The following is a 19,381-nucleotide window of genomic DNA, read 5'->3' on the forward strand; positions in this document are numbered from 1 at the left end:
GCATGATCGAAGTGCTAGTGAGCTTGCTAATCACAGTTATCGGCGTTCTGGGAATGGTCGCGCTGCAAAGCAAGTCCATCCCGTACACCCAGGATTCGGTACAGCGCAACACCGCCATAATGCTGGTGGACGATCTGGTCGACATTATCCGCACGGCCGGAAGCTGTACGAAAGCCAACAGCTGCATCACCCCACCGGGTGCCAGTTTTCCGACGGCACCGGCCAACTGCAATCCGACGCCTACAACGCTTTCAGGACAGATTGGATGCTGGGCGGTTCAGGCAGGCAAGGCGTTGCCGGGAGGCACTGATCTGCTGGCCAAATCCTTTTACATCTGCCGTAGCGCTGTACCGGGAGACGTGACGGCCACCGCCTGCGGCACCACCACCGAGACCAACACCGAAGTTGAGATTCAGGTCGCCTGGACGGTCAAGACAGCTGCAGAATGCATGGACGCCAAAGTGACCAGCCCCAGTACGACGTGCACTTATCGCATCAGGACACGACTGTAATGAAGCGTCTGACAAGCATTTCCCTGAACGCTGACCAACAACGAGGGCTGTCGCTGATCGAGCTGATGGTTGCGATGGTGATTGGCTTAGTACTGATTCTTGGCGTCACGCAAATCTTCATTAATAATCAGAAGAGCTATTTGTTTCAGCAAGGCCAGGTCGGTAATCAGGAGAACAGCCGCTTCGCGCTAGCGGTGCTGAGCCAGGAGCTTTCCAAGGCGGGCTATCGCAGCCAACCCGCGAAGACGTTTTCCACCAGCGTCGGCCTGGGATGCACCTTCGCCGATGACGCTTCGGTGGTTGCGGTCTCGGCCACTGCTCTGTGCTTGCGCTATCAGGCCGCCAACAAGACGGACGTCAATTGCCAGGGCACGGCCTTGCCGGCCGCCAGCCAGGACACCATCATTTCGCCGTATCGGCAGATTAATCCGGTCATCGTCGAAAAAATCGAGTTCGATGCCGCCAGCCAATCCATTATCTGCACCTCGGGCAGCACCTCCCTGCCTTTGGTCACGGGCGTTGCAGGGCTGCGCTTCGAGTACGGTTCCGGCAGTGGGGACAATAAGGAGGTTTCGACCTTCGACGTCAAACCGCTGGCCGCCAATACCATCGGGGCGGTGCGCTATACGGTGCTTATGCAAAGCCAGGGCAGCGCGTCGGTGCGCGACACCGCGGCCCCGTCTTCCGCACTGGCTGAGTGGAACAGCCGGTTCGGCGACAAGCTGGCTGACAGCAACCAGATCTATCAGTTGGTCCAGGGCACGACCATGATCAGGAACCAGATGAAATGAGGCCCATCACCTCGACCCATTGCGCGCGCCCACGTCACTATCAGAATGGCGCGACGCTGCTCGTGGCGATCATGATGCTGCTGATCATCACGCTGCTGGCGCTGTCGAGCATGCGCGGCGTTTCACTCGAATCGCGCATCACCGGCAACCTGAAAAACCAGAAGACCCTGTTCAATGCCGCCGAGGGCGCACTGCGGATCGGCGAGGCGAGTATCAGCCAGGCGGCGCCGCCTTCGGCGAGCAGTGTCTGCAACAGCACCTTCTGCCTGCGCTGGAGCCTTGCGGACCTCGCGGTCCCGGCGTCGATCGATACCCCTGTGCGCTTCACCACGTCCGACGGCAATAACGTGACCACCGTCGCCATCAACTACGATGTGAAGGTGCAGTGGTACGTAGTGGACCTGGGCAACCTGGTGGGTACCAGCCTGGGCAACTGTGCGAGCACGGGCTGCGGGTTCCGTTATTACGAAGTCAATGCGTGCGCTTCAACGGTGCTGTGCACCAGCGATAACACCACCCCTCGCGTGACTCTGCGAACTGTCATAGGCCGGTATTACAACCAATGAACATCAGCCGTTACCTGAGCCTTCTTCCTGCCGTCAGCACCATCAAGCAGATGGGTGCGTTTGCCACCACGCTGGCGTTGGCATCGCCTGCTGCACTCGGCGCCGTGAGCCAGTTGCCCGCCCAGGCACCGCTGTTCGTCAACAACTCGGTGCCACCACTGAACATGCTGGTCGTGGGGCGTGACCACAAATTGTTTTTCCCGGCGTACAACGACGCCTCGGACCTGGACGGCGACGGCTCGATCGACATTCGCTACAAACCGTCGATCGACTATCTCGGCTATTTCGATTCATTGACCTGCTACAACTACAGCGGCGGCTACTTCACAGCCGCCTCGACGACCTCGACTGCGAACCTGAAGAAATGTCCGGGAAGCTGGAGCGGCGACTACCTCAATTACCTGACGACCTCTCGGGCCGATGCGCTGCGCAAAGTGCTGTACGGTGGCTATCGCAGCACTGATAGCACCAACCAGACCATTCTCGAACGTGCCTACATTCCCACCGACGCCCACACTTGGGGCAAGGAATACCGCAGCCTGGCGGTCGACGGCTACAACCTCTCCGACTACACGCCGTTGACCAACCCCACCGGCAGCAACTACACGCTGTTCGCCAATAACACGCAAAACTCGGCGCCGTTGCTGCGGGTGCTGTCCAACGTGTCGAACATCCGCGTCTTTGGCTGGGTCTCGCGGGAAGTGACCCAAGGCGGATCGGTCGCCACCAACACCAACTTCCAGGATGTCGTGGTCTTCCCCAGCGACTATCAAGTCAGGGTGGAAGTGTGCAAAACCGGCTTCCTGGAGAGCAACTGCCGGCTTTACCCTAACGGTAAGTACAAACCGACCGGCATCCTTCACGACTACGGTGAAGGCAACCAGATGTACTTCGGCCTGATGACCGGCACCTATCAGAACAATATCCAGGGCGGGGTGATTCGCAAAGCCATCAGCAGCTTTGCCAACGAAATCGAGACCTCGACCGGGATTTTCGGCACCAAGAACCAGTACGGCAACTACGTCAAAAGCGGCATCATCGGCACCTTGGACGGCCTGCGAATCCGCAACAGTGGTTGCAGCAGCACCGGTAACACTACCACCAACGGCACCTGTCAGGACTGGGGCAATCCGCTGGCGGAAATGATGTTCGAAACCATGCGCTACTTCAGTGGTGCAACCACGCCGACCACTGCGTTCCTTTCCGGCGCAGGCGACACCGCCCTCGGTCTGAGCGGCCTGACCAGTTGGACCAATCCCTATTCGAGCTCGCCGAACCCGGACGCCAGCACGCCGACCTTCCCCAGCTGCTCGAAGCCATTCGAGACGCTGTTCAGCGACGTCAACCCGACCTACGACTCGGACCTGCCCGGCAGCGCGTTCACCACCAGCAATGCGCCCACTGCGACCTCGGCGCTAAGCGGATTCAGCGCGCAGACCCAGGGCCAGACCATCTGGACCAATGACGTTGGCTCAGGCAGCCGCAACATCAATATCGGCCAGACCACCAGCCTGACCGACACGGCGCCCACCGCCAAATCGGCCACCAGCCTAGGCAACATCCGCGGGCTGCCGGAAGAACCCACCAAACAGGGGACCTTCAACGCAGGGGCCGTGGCCTATTACGCCAACACCAACCCGATCACCACGCTGGGCAGCCAGAAGGTTCAGACCTTCTCCATTGCATTGTCCTCCACCCTGCCACGCATTCAGATGCCAGTGGGCAGCGCCACGATCACCCTGCTGCCATTCGGCAAGGTCATCAGCGGAGTCACCGAGCAGATCACCGGTTTTTACATCGACTCGTTGTACAACATGCCCGGCCAGCCAGTGGACACCACCGTCAATGGCGGCCGGCCGCAGGCGATCTTCCGCGTCGTGTTCGACGATTGCGGGCAGGGTTGCGACTACGACATGGACGCCATCGTCCTGTATACCGTGTCAGTGACTGCCGCCAGCACCTTGAACGTCGTCACCCAGACGGTCTACTCGGTGTCAGGCGCAGAGTCGCACATGGGCTACACCATTTCCGGCACCACCAACGACGGTATCTATCTGGAAGTCACCGGGGGCGGGGCCGGTAACAGCCACTACGAACTCGACACCCCAGGCACCAAACTGCCCGGGGCCTGCGTGCCTTCGAACCAATGTACTGGGACGGCTGATCTGCTGCCCGGTCGCCGCTCCGGCAGTGCCATCGTCAACGGCAGCGATAGTCACACCCGCACATTCAGCCCGTCCTCGGCGCGCTCGGTTACCAACCTGCAGGACCCGCTGTGGTACGCCGCCAAATGGGGCGGCTTCGGCACCAAGGACAACACCACCAACAGCCTGCCGGTGGCTGGACAATGGGACTCGAACGTTTCTGGCACCCCGGATAATTACTTTCTGGTGAGCAGCGCCTCGACGCTCAAACAGCAACTTCAGGAAGCCTTCAGCCAGATCGTGCAGAAAAACACCTCGGTCTCGCCACCGGCAGTATCGCCACCACCGCAGGCGTCTTCCACCACCACTTCCACCTACACCAACAGTTTCAACGTCAATCAGTGGAGCGGCGACCTGATCAAGACCACCGCGACCTATGACTACACCGGTGGTACCAGCACCACTGCGGTGAACTGGTCTGCAGCGGCGTTGATACCCGACCCCGGCAAACGCAACATACAGATGGCCAACTCGGCCGGGAGCGGCCTGCAGGACTTCACCTACAGCAACCTGGCCGGTCGGGTCTTCAACGGGGTCAGATGGCAGTACTCCGCGCAGTACACCAATGGCGTGCTGAACTCGGATCAGGTGTCGTTCATCCGCGGTGTACGGACCCTGGAAGGCACCACATTCCGCCGACGCTCGCCGATTTCGGTACTGGGCGACATCATCAACTCCCAGCCCGTGGTGGTGCAGAAAACCTCTTTCATTGCGTCGGCAGCCGACGCCCTGGATGGCAAGCCAGGGGATTACAGCGCATTTCAAGCGTCTGTCAGTTCCCGGGTTCCTCAGGTCTACGTCGGCGCCAACGACGGCATGTTCCACGCCTTCAACGCCAATACCGGTGTCGAGACATTTGCCTTCATACCGTCGGCCGTCATCGCCAACCTGGGGGCGCTGAGCAGCTCGACCTACAACTCCGACTCATCGCTGCACCGCTTCTATGTCGATGGCTCGTCGATAGTTTCCGATGCGTATTTTGGCGGGGCCTGGCACACCGTGCTGGTGGGTAGCCTTGGCGCGGGCGGGCGTGAGATTTTCGCGCTGGACGTGACCGACCCCGGCGGCATCAAGCTGCTGTGGGAGTTCACCTCGCAGAACGACGTGGACTTGGGCTCGACGTTCTCCACACCCTATATCGCCAAGCTGCATTCAGGCGAGTGGGGCGTGATATTCGGCAGCGGGTATAACGGCAATAGCGGCAATGCCAGCCTGTTCGTACTCAACGTCGGGACTGGAGCGGTCATCAAGAAAATGGCGGTGCCGGACAGCAGCCCCAAAGTGGAAAATGGCCTGTCCACCCCCGCTATCCTCGACTCCAACTCCGACGGTATTGCCGACTATGTGTACGCCGGCGATCTATTGGGCAATCTGTGGCGCTTCGACCTGATCGGCAGCTCATTGACTGAAAAGGCCACCGCTTCCAACTACAAAGTGGCGTTCGGCAACAAGCCGTTGTTCACCGCCTCCTCGCCGACGGCGGCGGCCAACCCTCAGTCAATCACCACACCACCGACCGTCTATCCGCACCCCAGTGGAACCGGCACCCTGGTGATCTTTGGCACCGGGCGATATTTCACATCGGCGGACAAGACCTCAAAGGACGTGCAAAGCCTCTACGGCATTTGGGACAAACAGACCGCGGGTCAAGCAGCGACCAACCCAGCGGCGTCCAGCACGCTGGCGTCGATTGCACGCAGCAACCTGCAAAGCCAGACGTTGTCGTCGGCCGCTGGCAGCATTGGCGGCACCACGGGCCTGCGCACGGTGACCCGCAATGGCGTCGACTGGACCACCAAATACGGCTGGTACCTGGACCTGCAAACCAGCACCACGGTCAACAACATCACCACCGTCTCGGCTGTCGGCGAGAGGATGGTCGACCTGCTAACCATTTCCGGCAGCGTGCTGTTCGTTGCAACCCGAACGCCGATTGCCGACGTCTGCGAGGCCGGGATCCTGGGCAAACGCCTGGGCCTGGACCCGAACACGGGCGGCGCGACGACGTTTTCAGTCTTTGATTTCAACCGTAACGGCGTGATTAGCCGGGACGATAGCCTCGATGGCACTGTGGTCAGCGGCTTTGACTCAGTGGCCGGAGGCTTCACCTTGTCATCGAACAACAACCCCTCCGGGCTGCTGACGATGTATAACAGCGACGGCGCAGGCAGCAGCACCGGGACCCTAGGCGGCACAGGCGTATTCACCGGGCTCAAATACAACGGCCGCCAGAGCTGGCGGGTGATCCCCTCACCATGAGAACAGTTTGCACATGCTTATCAGACCCTCTAAACAGCGTGGCTTTACCCTCATCGAGTTGATGATTGCTGTCGCGATCGTGGCGATTCTAGTTGCCATCGCCTACCCCTCCTATACCCGCTACGTGCAACGAGGGTATCGGGCCGAAGGTCTTGCGATGCTCAACGATGCGGTGGCCAGAACCGAGCGCTTCTATGCCCAGAACAACACCTACTCGGGGGCAACACTGAAAACCATCGGCTTGGTCGCCGACGATAAGGTCACCATACTGAACTCGGCCAGCAGCAAGTACCAGCTGACCTTCGTCACCGGATCGTCCAGTGCAACCACTTACACCCTGCAGATTGCCCCCCAGGGCACTCAGGCCAACGATACGTGCGGCACCATGACCCTCGATCAGGCAGGGACAAAAACACCGAACACACCGGAGTGCTGGAGATAACAACCTCACCGCCCCCAACACTCCGCCACACTGGCATCACCCGACATCCCCACATTGTCGTGCCTGCCAGTGTTATCCGACACGAACCCGCCGCATCTGTCGCCGCTCATCAGCGTTCCGGCGACAGGCATCGCTGTCAGGACGAATGCCTGTTCCGAACGCTCGGCACTGATCGCATAAAACGCGTTTCCGACAGCAACCTCATGTTCCCGAACGGGAGGTCCGGCGGTATTTGAGTACTGCCCTGCGCGGGAGAAAAAGCGCTCCAGCCTTTGCGCTTCCTCGACCAGCACACCGGCGATTTCCGAGCGGCGGGTTTTCTTCGTGTGTTCGGTGTACGTCGGGTACGCAATCGCCGCCAGGATCGTGACGACGGCGATGGCGATCAGCAGTTCGATCAGGGTAAATCCCTTGCCGCGCTTCGACAGTGACCGCTTGTTCATAACCGTTGTCGCCACATGATTCGCCCGTTATCGGTGTGAATGCTTTCCAGCACGGTTCTCGTGGAGCCCTGAAGGCCGACGGCCGTGACACGGTACAACCGGCGAAACTCGCCTCGCTCTCCTGCGCCGGCCGGATCCTCGGTCTGCCCCAGGTACTGAATGCCATAGAACCCACCGAGGCTCGCCACCCAGCGCACGCCAGACGCGCCGCCTGAGCCCGCGGCGGAACGGGTCAGCGCCTCCATCGGCGGGAGGCACGTCGCCGGGGTCGAGCATTCGGGAAGGGAGAATCCGGGCGCAAGAACCGTGGCCTCTGCGGATCTGAGCACCGTTTCAGCCCTCTGAAACGATTCATGACGCAGCGCCAGGCTGCCCGCGACTTTCTCCTGAAGGGTGGCGTTTTGCATGGATGAGGTGGCGAGCAGGGTCAGCATCAGCAGGAACACCAGGCTGACAATCAGCACCACGCCGCGTTGAGCGTTCATGGGTGTCTCCTCAACCAAGCCGGTTACGAACGGCAGCCACGACATTGAAGGTCTGCTCTTGAGTACGGTCTGCCGGGTCAAACAGGGTCAATGTCAGCCGCACACTGCGGATCAACGCGGGATCGGGTTGATCGGTGTAACGCGTAATGCCGGGCTCTGCGACCCCCGACGCGACGCCGAAGAGCACGCTGAAGGCCCGGACGTTACTGATCAGTGGCTGTCCGTTGAGCGCCAACTCGCCCCGGCTCGGATTGAAGCGATACACCTGTTTGTGGATCGGCAGCATCAGTTCGCCCTCGGTAAGACGTGGCGCGCGGCCTCGGGTCCATGCGGTGGCGGATGACAGGCAGTCCGTATGAATCTCCCAGTTGTGCCAAGATCCGCCCTGCCCTACGCCAGCCGTGATCAGTGTCAGCGACTGTTGCTGCGCCTGCCACTCCACAGGTGCGCGAGCGGCCGCTGAAAACTGTCCACCCGCGCTGGCGTCACGAACTGTCGCCAGGCAGCCGAACATGCCGGCCAGGCGTATTTCCTGAACCACCTTGCTCAGGACAAAACGCGCATCTTCTTGCAGGCCCGCCGACGATGCCTGACTCAGGTAGGTGCTTTTGCTGCTGATAAAAATCTGCATGAGCGCGTGGGACATCACCAGCCCAAGCGCCAAAGCAAGCATGATTTCCACGAGCCCGAAGCCCTTCGTCTGACGCCTCATGGCCGAAGGGCTTGCGTGAGGCTGCTCAGCGTGAGCGTTTGCCTGTGTCCGGTTTCCCCCTCAGCGCGTGAGTCGTCCCAGTCCAGCGCCAAGGTGACATGAGCACCGTTGACCGAGACGCTGGCCTGCGCATCGTCCCCGACCATGCGCCGAAGCTGGTCGGCAAAATCGAACAGGTCCTGATCTCTGGGATTATCGGGATTACCGGAGACGGGCGCCTGGCTCAGGGAGGACAACGTATAGTTCGCGTCGGGATTGGCGCGGATGCGCTCCAGTAAATCCTGCGCGATAAAGCTCGCCTGGGTACTGCGCATGGCGCTGTCGGTGTGCTTCAGCGCGTTGAGCTGCAACATCGCTACGCCCAGCGCGCCGATGGAAAACACCACCAGAGCGACCAACACTTCAATCAGCGTCATCCCTGCCTGTCTCGATCTCGTATGCATACCTGCCTCTGTGCAAGTCCGTGTGCAGGGACCATTGAAGCCGATAACCAGAAGCCTGCCTGACCGGTGTGTAACCGCACCTTGCGGACATATCGGCTGACAATCGGCCCCCTTGTCATCTCACCTCCTGGCGGGTCTGCTAGAGGGCATTGGGGGTCAGGGAGAGCCAGCGTGAGGCAGCAAGGATTGACACTCATCGAGTTGCTGGCGGGTTTGGTATTGATTGGGATCATCGCCGCGTTGGCAGTGCCGGCGTTTGGCGCCTTGATTGATTCACAGCGCCGTCAGGACACCGCCCAGCAATTGATCAGCGGCCTGAGGCTGGCGCGCGTAGAAGCCATTTTGAGAGGTCAGCCGGTGATCATGCAGGCCCTTGAGGGCGGATGGAGTCGAGGCTGGAATGTTTTCGTCGATGCCAACCGAAATCAGTTTCGAGACGACGATGAACTGATCCTCGCCGAACGCAGCGGTCATCGAAACATCAAGGTGGTGGGCAATACCCGAGTCGCGGCCCGCGTCGGGTTTGACAGCACGGGACGGCTGATCAATAACGGCAACGGGACGCTGGCGGTGTGCCTCAAGGACTCACCCGCCAGCCACGCTCAAATCGCCATCGCGGTCACGGGACGCGTCAGCCTTCGAAACGAAGGCTTCGGCACGGAACCGTGCGCGTGAGACGGTTTACTCAACCTGCTTGACGCGCAGTTCCTTGGGCATCGAAAAGGTGATGTTTTCTTCCCGACCCGCCAGTTCGTCGGCGCCGATAGCGCCCCAGGCCTGCAGCTGCTGAATCACGCCCCGAACCAGGACTTCCGGGGCCGAAGCCCCTGCGGTGATGCCAATCCGTTCAGCACCGTCGAACCAGCTGCGCTGCATGTCTTCGGCGCCGTCGATCAGATAGGCTGGCGTCGCCATGCGTTCAGCCAACTCACGCAGACGATTGGAGTTCGAGCTGTTCGGGCTGCCTACCACCAGCACCACATCGCACTCGTCGGCCAGCTGTTTGACAGCGTCCTGACGGTTTTGCGTGGCATAGCAGATATCGTCCTTGCGAGGGCCTCCGATGGCAGGAAAGCGCGAACGCAAGGCATCGATGACCCGGCTGGTGTCGTCCATGGACAAAGTTGTCTGCGTCACGAACGCCAATTTTTCAGGGTTCTGGACCTGCAGATTAGCGACGTCTTCCTCGTCTTCGACCAGATAGATGGCACCGCCGTTGCTGCCGTCGTATTGGCCCATCGTGCCTTCGACTTCAGGGTGGCCTTCATGGCCGATCAGGATGCATTCACGCCCGTCGCGGCTGTAACGCGCGACCTCGATATGAACTTTGGTCACCAGCGGGCAGGTGGCGTCGAAGACCTTCAAACCGCGACCGGCGGCTTCGGTACGTACTGCCTGGGAAACGCCGTGAGCACTGAAGATGACGATGACGTCGTCGGGCACCTGATCCAGCTCTTCGACGAAGATCGCACCGCGACTGCGCAGGTCTTCGACGACAAATTTGTTATGAACCACTTCATGGCGCACGTAGATCGGCGGGCCAAACACTTCCAGCGCGCGATTGACGATTTCGATCGCACGGTCCACCCCGGCGCAGAAGCCACGTGGGTTGGCGAGTTTGATTTGCATGATGTGCCTCGTATCTACGCGCAATGAAACATAAAAACGAAAAGGCCCCGAGCCAGGTCGGGGCCGCAGGCGATCTGACCGATCAGAGCGCCTTCACCTCGAAGATTTCGACTTCGAAAGTCAACGTCTTGCCGGACAACGGGTGGTTGAAATCGACGGTCACCTGATCGTCGTCAAACGCTTTCACCACACCGGGCAGCTCAGTATTGGCCGCATCGTTGAAGATCACCAGCAAGCCTTCAGCCAGCTCCATGTTCTTGAACTGCGAGCGCGGCATGACCTGCAGGTTTTGCGGGTTGGGCTGACCAAACGCATTTTCCGGTGGAACCTGGAGAGTGCGCTTGTCGCCTGCCTTGAAGCCGAAAATCAGCGCTTCAAAGCCTGGCAACAAACTGCCATCGCCGACCTTGAAGGTCGCCGGGGCTTTATCGAACGTGCTGTCGACGGTGTCGCCGTTTTCCAGATGCAACGCGAAATGCAGGGTGACTTCCGTGTTCTGACCGATGCGTGTTTCCTGTGTAGCGTGTTCGGTCATCAACTGTTCAGTCATGAACGGGTTCTCCGGTTTTCTTGCTCTTGAACATATCCAGCGCAAGCATGATCGCGCCTACAGTGATCGCACTGTCGGCAAAATTGAACGCCGGGAAATACCAGCGAGTGTCCCAGTGCACCAGTATGAAGTCGATGACGTGGCCAATCGCGATGCGGTCGTAGAGATTACCCAGCGCGCCGCCCAGCACAAGTGCCAAGGCAATCGCCAGCCAGGTTTCATTTCGCCCAAGGCGCTTGAGCCAGATCACCAGCACCGCACTGACCACCACAGCAATCAGTGCAAACAACCAGCGCTGCCAGCCGGAGCTGTCAGCCAGGAAGCTGAACGCTGCGCCGGTGTTGTAAGCCAGCGTCCAGCTGAAGTAGCTGGGGATGACCACGATCTGCTGATACAGGCTCAGCGAGTTCTCGAAGTGGAACTTGCTGGCCTGGTCAATGACCACGACCAGCACGCTCAACCACAGCCAGCCTAGACGGCCCATACGGCCAGCCGACGCATTAGGCATAGTGACGAACCTCGCCCGCGCCGCTGATGTTGTCGACACAACGACCGCAGATTTCAGGATGCTCGGCGTGCACGCCAACGTCTTCACGGAAGTGCCAGCAACGTGCGCACTTGGTGTAGCCGGACTTGACCACTTTCAGCTTCAGGCCCGCGACTTCGGTGACCACGGCATCGGCAGGTGCGCTGGCAAACGGCGCCAGACCTGCTTTGGACGTGATCAGCACGAAACGCAGCTCATCGCCGAGCTTGTTCAGGTCGCCGGTCAGATCGTCTTCGGCGTACAACGTCACTTCGGCCTGCAGGTTGCCACCGATGGCTTTCGCCGCACGCTGGTTTTCCAGTTCCTTGTTGACGGCCGTCTTGACCGCCATGATCCGATCCCAGTAGGCACGGTCGAGTTCGAAGCCTTCCGGCAACTCGCTCAGCCCTTCGTACCAGGTATTGAGCATGACCGACTCGTTACGCTCGCCCGGCATGTACTGCCACAGCTCGTCGGCGGTGAACGCCAGGATCGGCGCGATCCAGCGAACCAGCGCTTCGGAGATGTGGAACAGCGCGGTCTGGCAAGAACGGCGGGCCTCGCTGTTGGCGCCGGTGGTGTACTGACGGTCCTTGATGATGTCCAGGTAGAAGCCGCCCAGCTCCTGCACGCAGAAGTTATGCACCTTGGAGTAGACGTTCCAGAAGCGGTACTCGCCGTAATGCTCTTCCAGCTCGCGCTGCAGCAGCAGTGCGCGATCCACGGCCCAACGGTCCAGTGCCAGCATTTCATTTGCAGGCAGGATGTCGGTGGCCGGGTTGAAGCCGCTCAGGTTGGAAAGCAGGAAGCGCGCGGTGTTACGGATACGGCGGTACGCATCGGCGCTGCGCTGCAGGATGGTTTCCGAAACGGCCATTTCGCCCGAGTAATCGGTGGCCGAAACCCACAGACGCATGATGTCGGCGCCCAGCGTGTCGTTGACCTTTTGCGGCGCGATGACGTTGCCCAGCGACTTGGACATCTTGCGGCCGTTCTCGTCCACGGTGAAGCCGTGTGTCAGCAGCTCGCGGTACGGCGCGTGATTATCGATCGCGCAGCCAGTGAGCAGCGAGGAGTGGAACCAGCCACGGTGCTGGTCGGAGCCTTCCAGATACAGGTCGGCGCGCGGACCGGTTTCATGACCCATAGGGTGCGAGCCGCGCAAAACGTGCCAGTGCGTGGTACCCGAGTCGAACCAGACGTCCAGTGTGTCGGAGATCTTGTCGTACTGCGGCGCTTCGTCGCCCAGCAGCTCGGCCGCGTCCATCTTGAACCAGGCTTCGATGCCTTCTTTCTCGACGCGCAGTGCAACCTCTTCCATCAGCTCGACGGTGCGTGGGTGCAGCTCGCCGCTTTCCTTGTTCAGGAAGAACGGAATCGGCACGCCCCAGTTACGCTGACGAGAGATGCACCAGTCAGGACGGTTGGCAATCATCGAGTGCAGACGCGCCTGGCCCCAGGTCGGTACGAATTTGGTGTCTTCGATGGCTTTGACCGCGCGGTTGCGCAGGGTGTCGCCAGCCGTTGGCTGCTTGTCCATGCCCACGAACCACTGCGCCGTGGCGCGGTAGATCAGCGGCGTCTTGTGACGCCAGCAGTGCATGTAACTGTGGGTGATGGTTTCGGTGTGCATCAAAGCGCCGACTTCGGTCAGCTTGTCGATGATGTTCTGGTTGGCCTTGAAGATGAACTGACCACCAAAGAACTCGAGCGATGGCGAGTAAACGCCATTGCTCTGTACCGGACTGATGATGTCATCGTTAGTCAGGCCGTAGCTCTTGAAGATCATGAAGTCATCGACGCCATAGGCTGGCGAGCAGTGAACAACTCCGGTGCCCGCGCCCAGCTCGACGTAGTCAGCCAGATAAATCGGCGACAGACGATCATAGAAAGGATGGCGGAAGTTGATCAGTTCCAGCGCAGAACCCGGTGCAGTGGCCAGTACCGAGCCTTCCAGGTTCCAGCGTTTGAGACAGGCTTCCACCAGCTCTTCTGCGAGAACAAGCAAGCGGTCGCCAGTGTCCACCAGCGCGTAGTTGAATTCCGGGTGAACGTTGAGGGCCTGGTTCGCCGGGATGGTCCACGGGGTGGTGGTCCAGATCACGACAGCGGCAGGTTTGCTCAGGCTCGGCAGACCAAAGGCTGCGGCCAGTTTGTCGGTGTCAGCAGCCGGGAAGGCGACGTCGATGGTCGACGACTTCTTGTCCTGGTACTCGACTTCCGCTTCAGCCAGCGCAGAGCCGCAATCGAAACACCAGTTGACGGGCTTCAGGCCTTTGAACACGAAACCGTTCTTGACCATTTCCGCCAGCGCACGGATTTCCCCGGCTTCGTTGGCGAAGTCCATGGTCCGGTAAGGATTGGCCCAGTCGCCCAGCACGCCCAGACGAATGAATTCGGCTTTCTGGCCTTCGATCTGCTCGGCCGCATAGGCACGGCACAGCTCGCGAGTCTTGTCCGCCGGCAGGTTCTTGCCGTGGGTGACCTCGACCTTGTGCTCGATCGGCAGACCGTGGCAGTCCCAGCCCGGAACATAAGGTGCGTCGAAGCCCGACAGGGTCTTCGAACGGACGATCATGTCCTTGAGAATCTTGTTGACAGCATGACCGATGTGAATATTGCCGTTGGCGTACGGAGGACCGTCGTGCAGGACGAACTTTGGACGATCCTTGCCAATTTCGCGCAGCTTCTGGTACAGGCCAATGCTGTCCCAGCGCTGCAGAGTTTGCGGCTCGCGCTGGGGCAGGCCGGCCTTCATCGGGAAGGCGGTGTCCGGAAGATTAAGCGTGGCTTTGTAGTCGGTCATTTCAGGCTCTAAGTTAGCGGTTGACCATGCCCCAATGGGCACGGGCGGCAGCGACATCCGCATCGATCGCCGTCTTAAGCGCCTCCAGAGAGGCGAAACGCTGCTCATCACGCAGCTTTTGGTGGAATACCACCGTCAAACGCCGGCCATAGATATCGCCGGCAAAATCCAGGATATGAATTTCAAGGTGCGGACGCCCATCGCCCGCCACGGTCGGTCGTACGCCAATGTTGGCGACGCCCGGCCAGAGCTTTCCATCGATTTCGGCACTGACCAGATAGACACCGGTCAACGGCACGCGACGACGTTTGAGTTGAACGTTGGCGGTGGGCGTCCCCAGCTGACGGGCCAGCTTCTGGCCATGCAGAACACGCCCGGAAATCGCGAACGGCCGTCCCAACAAGTGCTCGGCCAGCGCAAAGTCACCGTTGGCCAAGGCATCGCGCACTTTGGTGCTGCTGACGCGTACACCGTCGATTTCGACGGTCTGTGCGGCTTCTACCGAGAACCCTTTTTCTGCACCGACCTTTTGAAGAAAGTCGAAGTCGCCAATCCGGTCACATCCGAATCGGAAGTCGTCACCGACCTCAAGGTGTTTAACACCCAGCCCGTCGATCAATACGGTGTCGACGAACTCGGTGGCGCTCAACTTGCTCAGACGCTGGTTAAACGCCAGGCAGAGCACCAGGTCAACCCCTTCGGCGGCCAGCAGATCAAGCTTGTCGCGAAGACGTGCCAGCCGGGCCGGTGCGGTCTCCGGGGCAAAGAACTCGCGCGGTTGCGGTTCGAAAATCACCACGCAACTGGGCAGGCCCAGCTCGACAGCGCGCTCACGCAGTCGCGCCAGGATAGCCTGGTGACCACGGTGAACACCGTCGAAATTGCCAATGGTGGCGACGCAGCCCCGATGCTGGGGGCGCAGATTTTGAAGGCCTCGAACCAGCTGCATAACGCGCTTCTTGCTCATAAAGTGGCCGATTATAACCACACACCGCCGTCAACGACAGGCGACACAGTGAGGCAAAGCGCAACAATCGGCGTTAACCGGCAAAAACCGACGACTGATCCTACATGATCGCCTTGCGAGCGAAATCCTTCAGGCGGAAACCCAGCAACAGCAACATGCCGAAATACGCCACGACCCCGGCGGCTACCAGACCGCCAAGCCTGATGAAGCGTTCGAGCATCTGCCCGTCGGACCAGGCGGGCATGACGTACATCAAGCCCAGCAGCACGCCCGACATGACCGCCACAGACACCAGCAACTTGATCAAAAACACCGGCCAGCCGGGTTGCGGCTGATAAAGGTCTTGTTTGCGCAGTTGCCAGAACAGGAGCAGTGCATTCAGACAAGCGCCCATGCTGATCGCCAGCGCCAGGCCCACATGCGCCAGGTGCACAACGTAAACGAACAGCACGTTGAACAGCTGAGTGACAACGAGCGTGAACACGGCGATTTTCACCGGGGTGCGGATATTCTGTTGCGCATAAAAGCCAGGCGCCAGCACCTTGATGACAATGATGCCCAACAAACCCACCGCATAGCCGACCAAAGCGCCTTGTGTCTTCGCGGCATCGGTCGCATCAAATTTACCGTACTGAAACAGAGATACCGTCAGCGGTTCCGCCAGAAGCCCGAGCGCCAATGTGCAGGGCAGGACCAGCACAAAGCAGAGACGCAGACCCCAGTCGAGAATGCGCGAATACTCGTGGCGATCCTTGCTCGCGTAGGTTTTCGACAGGATCGGCAGCAGGATCGTCCCCAGCGCGACACCGAGCACACCCGAAGGCAGCTCCATCAAACGGTCGGCGTAGTACATCCACGACACCGAGCCCGCCGCCAGAAAAGAAGCAAATATAGTGTTGATGATCAGGGAAATCTGGCTGACCGACACACCCAGCATGGCGGGGAGCATCTGCTTCATGACACGCCAGACGCCGGTGTCCCGCAGATTCAGACGAGGCAGCACCAGCATGCCGATCTTCTTCAGATGCGGCAGCTGATAGAGCAATTGAAGCAGCCCGCCTGCCAGCACGGCCCAGCCCAGCGCCATGACCGGCGGATGGAAGTAAGGCGTGAGGAACAGCGCGAAAAAGATCATCGCGAGGTTGAGCAGCGTCGGCACGAAGGCCGGCACAGAGAAACGGTTCCAGGTATTGAGAATGGCGCCAGCCAGCGAGGACAGCGAAATCAGCAATATATAAGGAAAGGTCACCCGCAGCAGGTCAGAGGTCAGCTGGAATTTTTCCGGCGTATCGGCGAAGCCTGGGGCCGTGGCCCAGATCACCCATGGCGCGAAAAGGATGCCGAGGACAGTGACCACTGCCAATGCCAGGGTCAGCAGACCGGTGACATAAGCGACAAAGGTGCGGGTCGCCTCCTCCCCTTGCTGGCTTTTATACTCGGCAAGGATTGGCACGAACGCTTGAGAAAACGCGCCTTCCGCGAAGATTCGTCGCAACAGGTTGGGCAGTTTGAATGCAATGAAGAAGGCGTCTGTTGCCATTCCGGCACCGAATGCACGGGCGATGATGGTGTCGCGGATAAAACCCAGGACCCGCGAAAGCATTGTGATAGAGCTGACGGCGGCAAGCGATTTGAGTAGGTTCATCTAAAGTTTGTGCGCCCGACCAAAGGAAGCGCCAAAGCGCGATCCATTTATGCGATACTCCGCGCCGCAAAACAGCTCAGAGCCAAAACCCGCGAGTTTACAGGTCGCACGCCGGAATGAAATAACCACGGCATCACACGGCGACCACTCAGCGGAACGCATCAACTGCCCTTGACAAGCGTCAAACACATCGGCATGATTCGCGGCCTATTTTGTTAGCTATTTCCCAAGTCTTTCGAGGAGCTCGACGGTGGCCAACTCACCTTCCGCCAAAAAACGTGCAAAACAGGCTGAGAAGCGTCGCAGCCACAACGCCAGCCTGCGTTCCATGGTTCGTACCTACATCAAGAATGTAGTGAAAGCCATCGACGCAAAAGACGCTGAAAAAGCGCAAGCTGCTTATGTTCTGGCTGTGCCAGTTATCGACCGTATGGCCGATAAAGGCATCATCCACAAGAACAAAGCTGCTCGCCATAAAGGCCGCCTGAATGGCCACATCAAGGCTCTGAACCTTGCTGCTGCAGCCTAAGCGACCCGCTTGTTAAAAAACCGACCCTAGGGTCGGTTTTTTATTGCCTGCGATTCTTGCTGTTGCGATCCATCAGGTCATGGCATGTTGCAGCAAATGCAGCGGTGCGACCCTCACACAGAAGCCCTCAAGGACTTCAGAGTGACAACGCCCAGTCACACCCCGCCACGCGAACACCCCATCAAGGGCCAGGAGAAGGTGCTGGCGCCCACGGCAAAATCGGGATAGCCGTTACCGCGTTCTGCGGGCTGCCCTCGATGACGCGATCGCTGTAGACCAGATACACCAGCGTGTTGCGCTTCTTGTCCAGGAAGCGAACCACCTGCATGGTCTTGAACACCAGCGAGGTTCGCTCCTTGAAGACCTCATCACCATCTTTGAGCTGCTCCTTGAAGCGGATTGGCCCCACCTGACGACACGCAATGGACGCCTCGGCACGATCCTCAGCCAGACCCAACCCACCCTTCACGCCACCGGTCTTGGCTCGTGACAGGTAGCAGGTAACGCCATCAACCTTAGGATCATCGAACGCCTCGACGACAATCCGATCATTAGGGCCGACGAACTTGAACACCGTCGACACCTGACCAATCTCTTCAGCAGAAACCAGCAGGGGCAGCATCAACGCCGCACCCAGAATGCCTTTCAGAACGCGCATGTGTGCTTCCCTTATCAAAAAACCGACTCGCCTGAAATCAGACCAGGATCAGGTTGTCACGATGAACCAATTCCGGCTCAGCCATGTAACCCAACGCCTTCACGATGGCTTCAGATGGCTGACCAATGATCTTCTGCGCCTCAAGTGCACTGTAGTTACTGAGGCCCCGGGCAACTTCGCGACCGTTCGCAGCAACACACACCACCATCTCACCACGACGGAAGCTACCCTGAACCAGCTTCACACCCACCGGCAACAAGCTCTTGTTGCTCTCGGTCAGCGCCTTCACTGCACCATCATCCAGCACGAGTGTGCCGCGCGTCTGCAGATGCCCCGCCAGCCATTGCTTGCGAGCCGCCAGCATGCCGCGCTCAGGCGACAGCAACGTCCCCAGCCGCTCGCCCGCTTTCAGACGCGCCAGGACACGCTCGATCCGCCCACCGACAATGACGGTGTGCGCGCCGGAGCGCGCTGCCAGGCGTGCCGCACGCAACTTGGTCTGCATGCCGCCACGACCCAACGCGCCGCCGGTGCCGCCCGCCACAGCATCCAGTGCCGGATCGTCAGCACGCGCTTCGTAGATCAATTGGGCTTGCGGATTATTGCGCGGGTCAGCGTCGAACATGCCGTCGCGATCAGTGAGGATGACCAGCAGATCAGCCTCCACGAGGTTCGCGACCAGCGCTGCCAAGGTGTCGTTATCGCCGAAACGGATTTCATCGGTGACGACCGTGTCGTTCTCGTTGATGACCGGCACCACACCCAGGTCAACAAGGGTACGCAACGTACTGCGAGCGTTCAGGTAGCGCTTGCGATCCGACAGGTCATCGTGGGTCAGCAGAATCTGCGCTGTGTGGCGATCATGCTCTGCAAAGCTGGATTCCCAGGCCTGCACCAACCCCATCTGGCCAATCGCCGCCGCCGCTTGAAGCTCATGCATGGCACTCGGTCGTACAGCCCAGCCCAGGCGACTCATGCCGGCAGCCACTGCGCCGGACGAAACCAGAACCAGTTCGACGCCTGCCTCATGCAGCGCCACCATCTGCTCGACCCAAACACCCATTGCGTTGCGATCAAGACCCTTGCCATCCGCCGTCAGCAGCGCACTTCCGATCTTCACAACCCAACGCTGGGCACCTGTCACCTTGCTCCGCATGATCTTTCAACCTTAAGCCAGAGGTACACATTCAAGATACTAAAACGCCGCTAATTTA

Annotated in this window: 19 protein-coding genes; 7 read left to right on the forward strand and 12 right to left on the reverse strand. The window is 59.7% G+C overall.

The window, feature by feature from the left end:
* Positions 1-2 precede the first annotated feature (2 nt).
* The 5 genes from pilV (AB4N84_RS06825) to AB4N84_RS06845 are packed head-to-tail and all read left to right on the forward strand — an operon-like array spanning position 3 to position 6,774.
* On the forward strand, positions 3-512 hold the full coding sequence (pilV, locus tag AB4N84_RS06825) for a type IV pilus modification protein PilV (protein ID WP_460045715.1): 510 nt from the start codon (positions 3-5) through the stop codon (positions 510-512).
* A complete protein-coding gene (locus AB4N84_RS06830; RefSeq protein WP_460045717.1) occupies positions 512-1,303 on the forward strand; it encodes a prepilin-type N-terminal cleavage/methylation domain-containing protein in 792 nt (263 codons plus the stop codon). The genes pilV (AB4N84_RS06825) and AB4N84_RS06830 overlap by 1 nt, the downstream gene beginning before the upstream one ends.
* On the forward strand, positions 1,300-1,869 hold the full coding sequence (locus AB4N84_RS06835; RefSeq protein WP_460045718.1) for a pilus assembly PilX family protein: 570 nt from the start codon (positions 1,300-1,302) through the stop codon (positions 1,867-1,869). The genes AB4N84_RS06830 and AB4N84_RS06835 overlap by 4 nt, the downstream gene beginning before the upstream one ends.
* A complete protein-coding gene (locus AB4N84_RS06840; protein ID WP_460045719.1) occupies positions 1,866-6,332 on the forward strand; it encodes a pilus assembly protein in 4,467 nt (1,488 codons plus the stop codon). Before AB4N84_RS06835 ends, AB4N84_RS06840 begins: the two co-directional genes overlap by 4 nt.
* A gap of 13 nt (positions 6,333-6,345) precedes the next feature.
* Positions 6,346-6,774 (forward strand): type IV pilin protein, encoded by a 429-nt coding sequence (locus AB4N84_RS06845; protein ID WP_460045720.1) that lies wholly within the window; start codon positions 6,346-6,348, stop codon positions 6,772-6,774.
* A 5-nt stretch (positions 6,775-6,779) separates the two neighbouring features.
* On the opposite strand, the gene AB4N84_RS06850 is transcribed toward AB4N84_RS06845, so the two are convergent.
* From AB4N84_RS06850 to pilV (AB4N84_RS06865), 4 genes are read right to left on the reverse strand one after another with little or no spacing between them, the layout of a single operon-like run.
* Entirely contained in the window at positions 6,780-7,217 is a 438-nt protein-coding gene (locus AB4N84_RS06850) for a type IV pilin protein (protein ID WP_460045721.1), read from the reverse strand.
* Positions 7,214-7,702: a pilus assembly PilX family protein gene (locus tag AB4N84_RS06855; RefSeq protein WP_460045722.1), complete on the reverse strand. Its 489-nt coding sequence runs from the start codon at positions 7,700-7,702 to the stop codon at positions 7,214-7,216. Before AB4N84_RS06855 ends, AB4N84_RS06850 begins: the two co-directional genes overlap by 4 nt.
* Before the next feature lie 10 nt (positions 7,703-7,712).
* Entirely contained in the window at positions 7,713-8,414 is a 702-nt protein-coding gene (locus AB4N84_RS06860; protein WP_074752093.1) for a PilW family protein, read from the reverse strand.
* Positions 8,411-8,830, reverse strand: coding sequence for a type IV pilus modification protein PilV (gene pilV / locus AB4N84_RS06865; protein WP_460045723.1), 420 nt, complete (start codon positions 8,828-8,830; stop codon positions 8,411-8,413). The genes AB4N84_RS06860 and pilV (AB4N84_RS06865) overlap by 4 nt, the downstream gene beginning before the upstream one ends.
* Before the next feature lie 198 nt (positions 8,831-9,028).
* Here pilV (AB4N84_RS06865) and AB4N84_RS06870 point away from each other — a divergent pair, with 198 nt between their 5' ends.
* A complete protein-coding gene (locus tag AB4N84_RS06870; protein WP_460045724.1) occupies positions 9,029-9,532 on the forward strand; it encodes a GspH/FimT family pseudopilin in 504 nt (167 codons plus the stop codon).
* A 6-nt stretch (positions 9,533-9,538) separates the two neighbouring features.
* Here the strand turns inward: AB4N84_RS06870 and ispH are convergent, their stop codons facing one another.
* The 6 genes from ispH to murJ form a co-directional block, all read right to left on the reverse strand.
* Entirely contained in the window at positions 9,539-10,486 is a 948-nt protein-coding gene (gene ispH / locus AB4N84_RS06875) for a 4-hydroxy-3-methylbut-2-enyl diphosphate reductase (RefSeq protein WP_074752090.1), read from the reverse strand.
* 82 nt (positions 10,487-10,568) lie between these two features.
* Positions 10,569-11,036, reverse strand: coding sequence for an FKBP-type peptidyl-prolyl cis-trans isomerase (locus AB4N84_RS06880; protein ID WP_460045725.1), 468 nt, complete (start codon positions 11,034-11,036; stop codon positions 10,569-10,571).
* Entirely contained in the window at positions 11,029-11,544 is a 516-nt protein-coding gene (gene lspA / locus AB4N84_RS06885) for a signal peptidase II (protein ID WP_074752089.1), read from the reverse strand. The genes AB4N84_RS06880 and lspA overlap by 8 nt, the downstream gene beginning before the upstream one ends.
* Positions 11,537-14,368 (reverse strand): isoleucine--tRNA ligase, encoded by a 2,832-nt coding sequence (ileS, locus tag AB4N84_RS06890; RefSeq protein ID WP_460045726.1) that lies wholly within the window; start codon positions 14,366-14,368, stop codon positions 11,537-11,539. Before ileS ends, lspA begins: the two co-directional genes overlap by 8 nt.
* 13 nt (positions 14,369-14,381) lie before the next feature.
* Positions 14,382-15,317 carry a bifunctional riboflavin kinase/FAD synthetase gene (gene ribF / locus AB4N84_RS06895; RefSeq protein WP_460045727.1) on the reverse strand — a complete coding sequence of 312 codons (936 nt, stop codon included), beginning with the start codon at positions 15,315-15,317 and terminating at the stop codon, positions 14,382-14,384.
* A 118-nt stretch (positions 15,318-15,435) separates the two neighbouring features.
* Positions 15,436-16,980 carry a murein biosynthesis integral membrane protein MurJ gene (gene murJ / locus AB4N84_RS06900; protein WP_074752086.1) on the reverse strand — a complete coding sequence of 515 codons (1,545 nt, stop codon included), beginning with the start codon at positions 16,978-16,980 and terminating at the stop codon, positions 15,436-15,438.
* A 250-nt stretch (positions 16,981-17,230) separates the two neighbouring features.
* On the opposite strand from murJ, the gene rpsT reads away from it, so the two are divergent.
* Positions 17,231-17,509 carry a 30S ribosomal protein S20 gene (gene rpsT, locus AB4N84_RS06905; protein ID WP_007924739.1) on the forward strand — a complete coding sequence of 93 codons (279 nt, stop codon included), beginning with the start codon at positions 17,231-17,233 and terminating at the stop codon, positions 17,507-17,509.
* 181 nt (positions 17,510-17,690) lie between these two features.
* On the opposite strand, the gene AB4N84_RS06910 is transcribed toward rpsT, so the two are convergent.
* On the reverse strand, positions 17,691-18,167 hold the full coding sequence (locus tag AB4N84_RS06910; protein ID WP_074752085.1) for a CreA family protein: 477 nt from the start codon (positions 18,165-18,167) through the stop codon (positions 17,691-17,693).
* Between the two features lie 37 nt (positions 18,168-18,204).
* Complete coding sequence (gene proB / locus AB4N84_RS06915; RefSeq protein WP_074752084.1) at positions 18,205-19,323, reverse strand: glutamate 5-kinase; 1,119 nt, start codon at positions 19,321-19,323, stop codon at positions 18,205-18,207.
* Positions 19,324-19,381 lie beyond the last annotated feature (58 nt).

This window comes from Pseudomonas sp. S2_H01, from assembly GCF_054668305.1.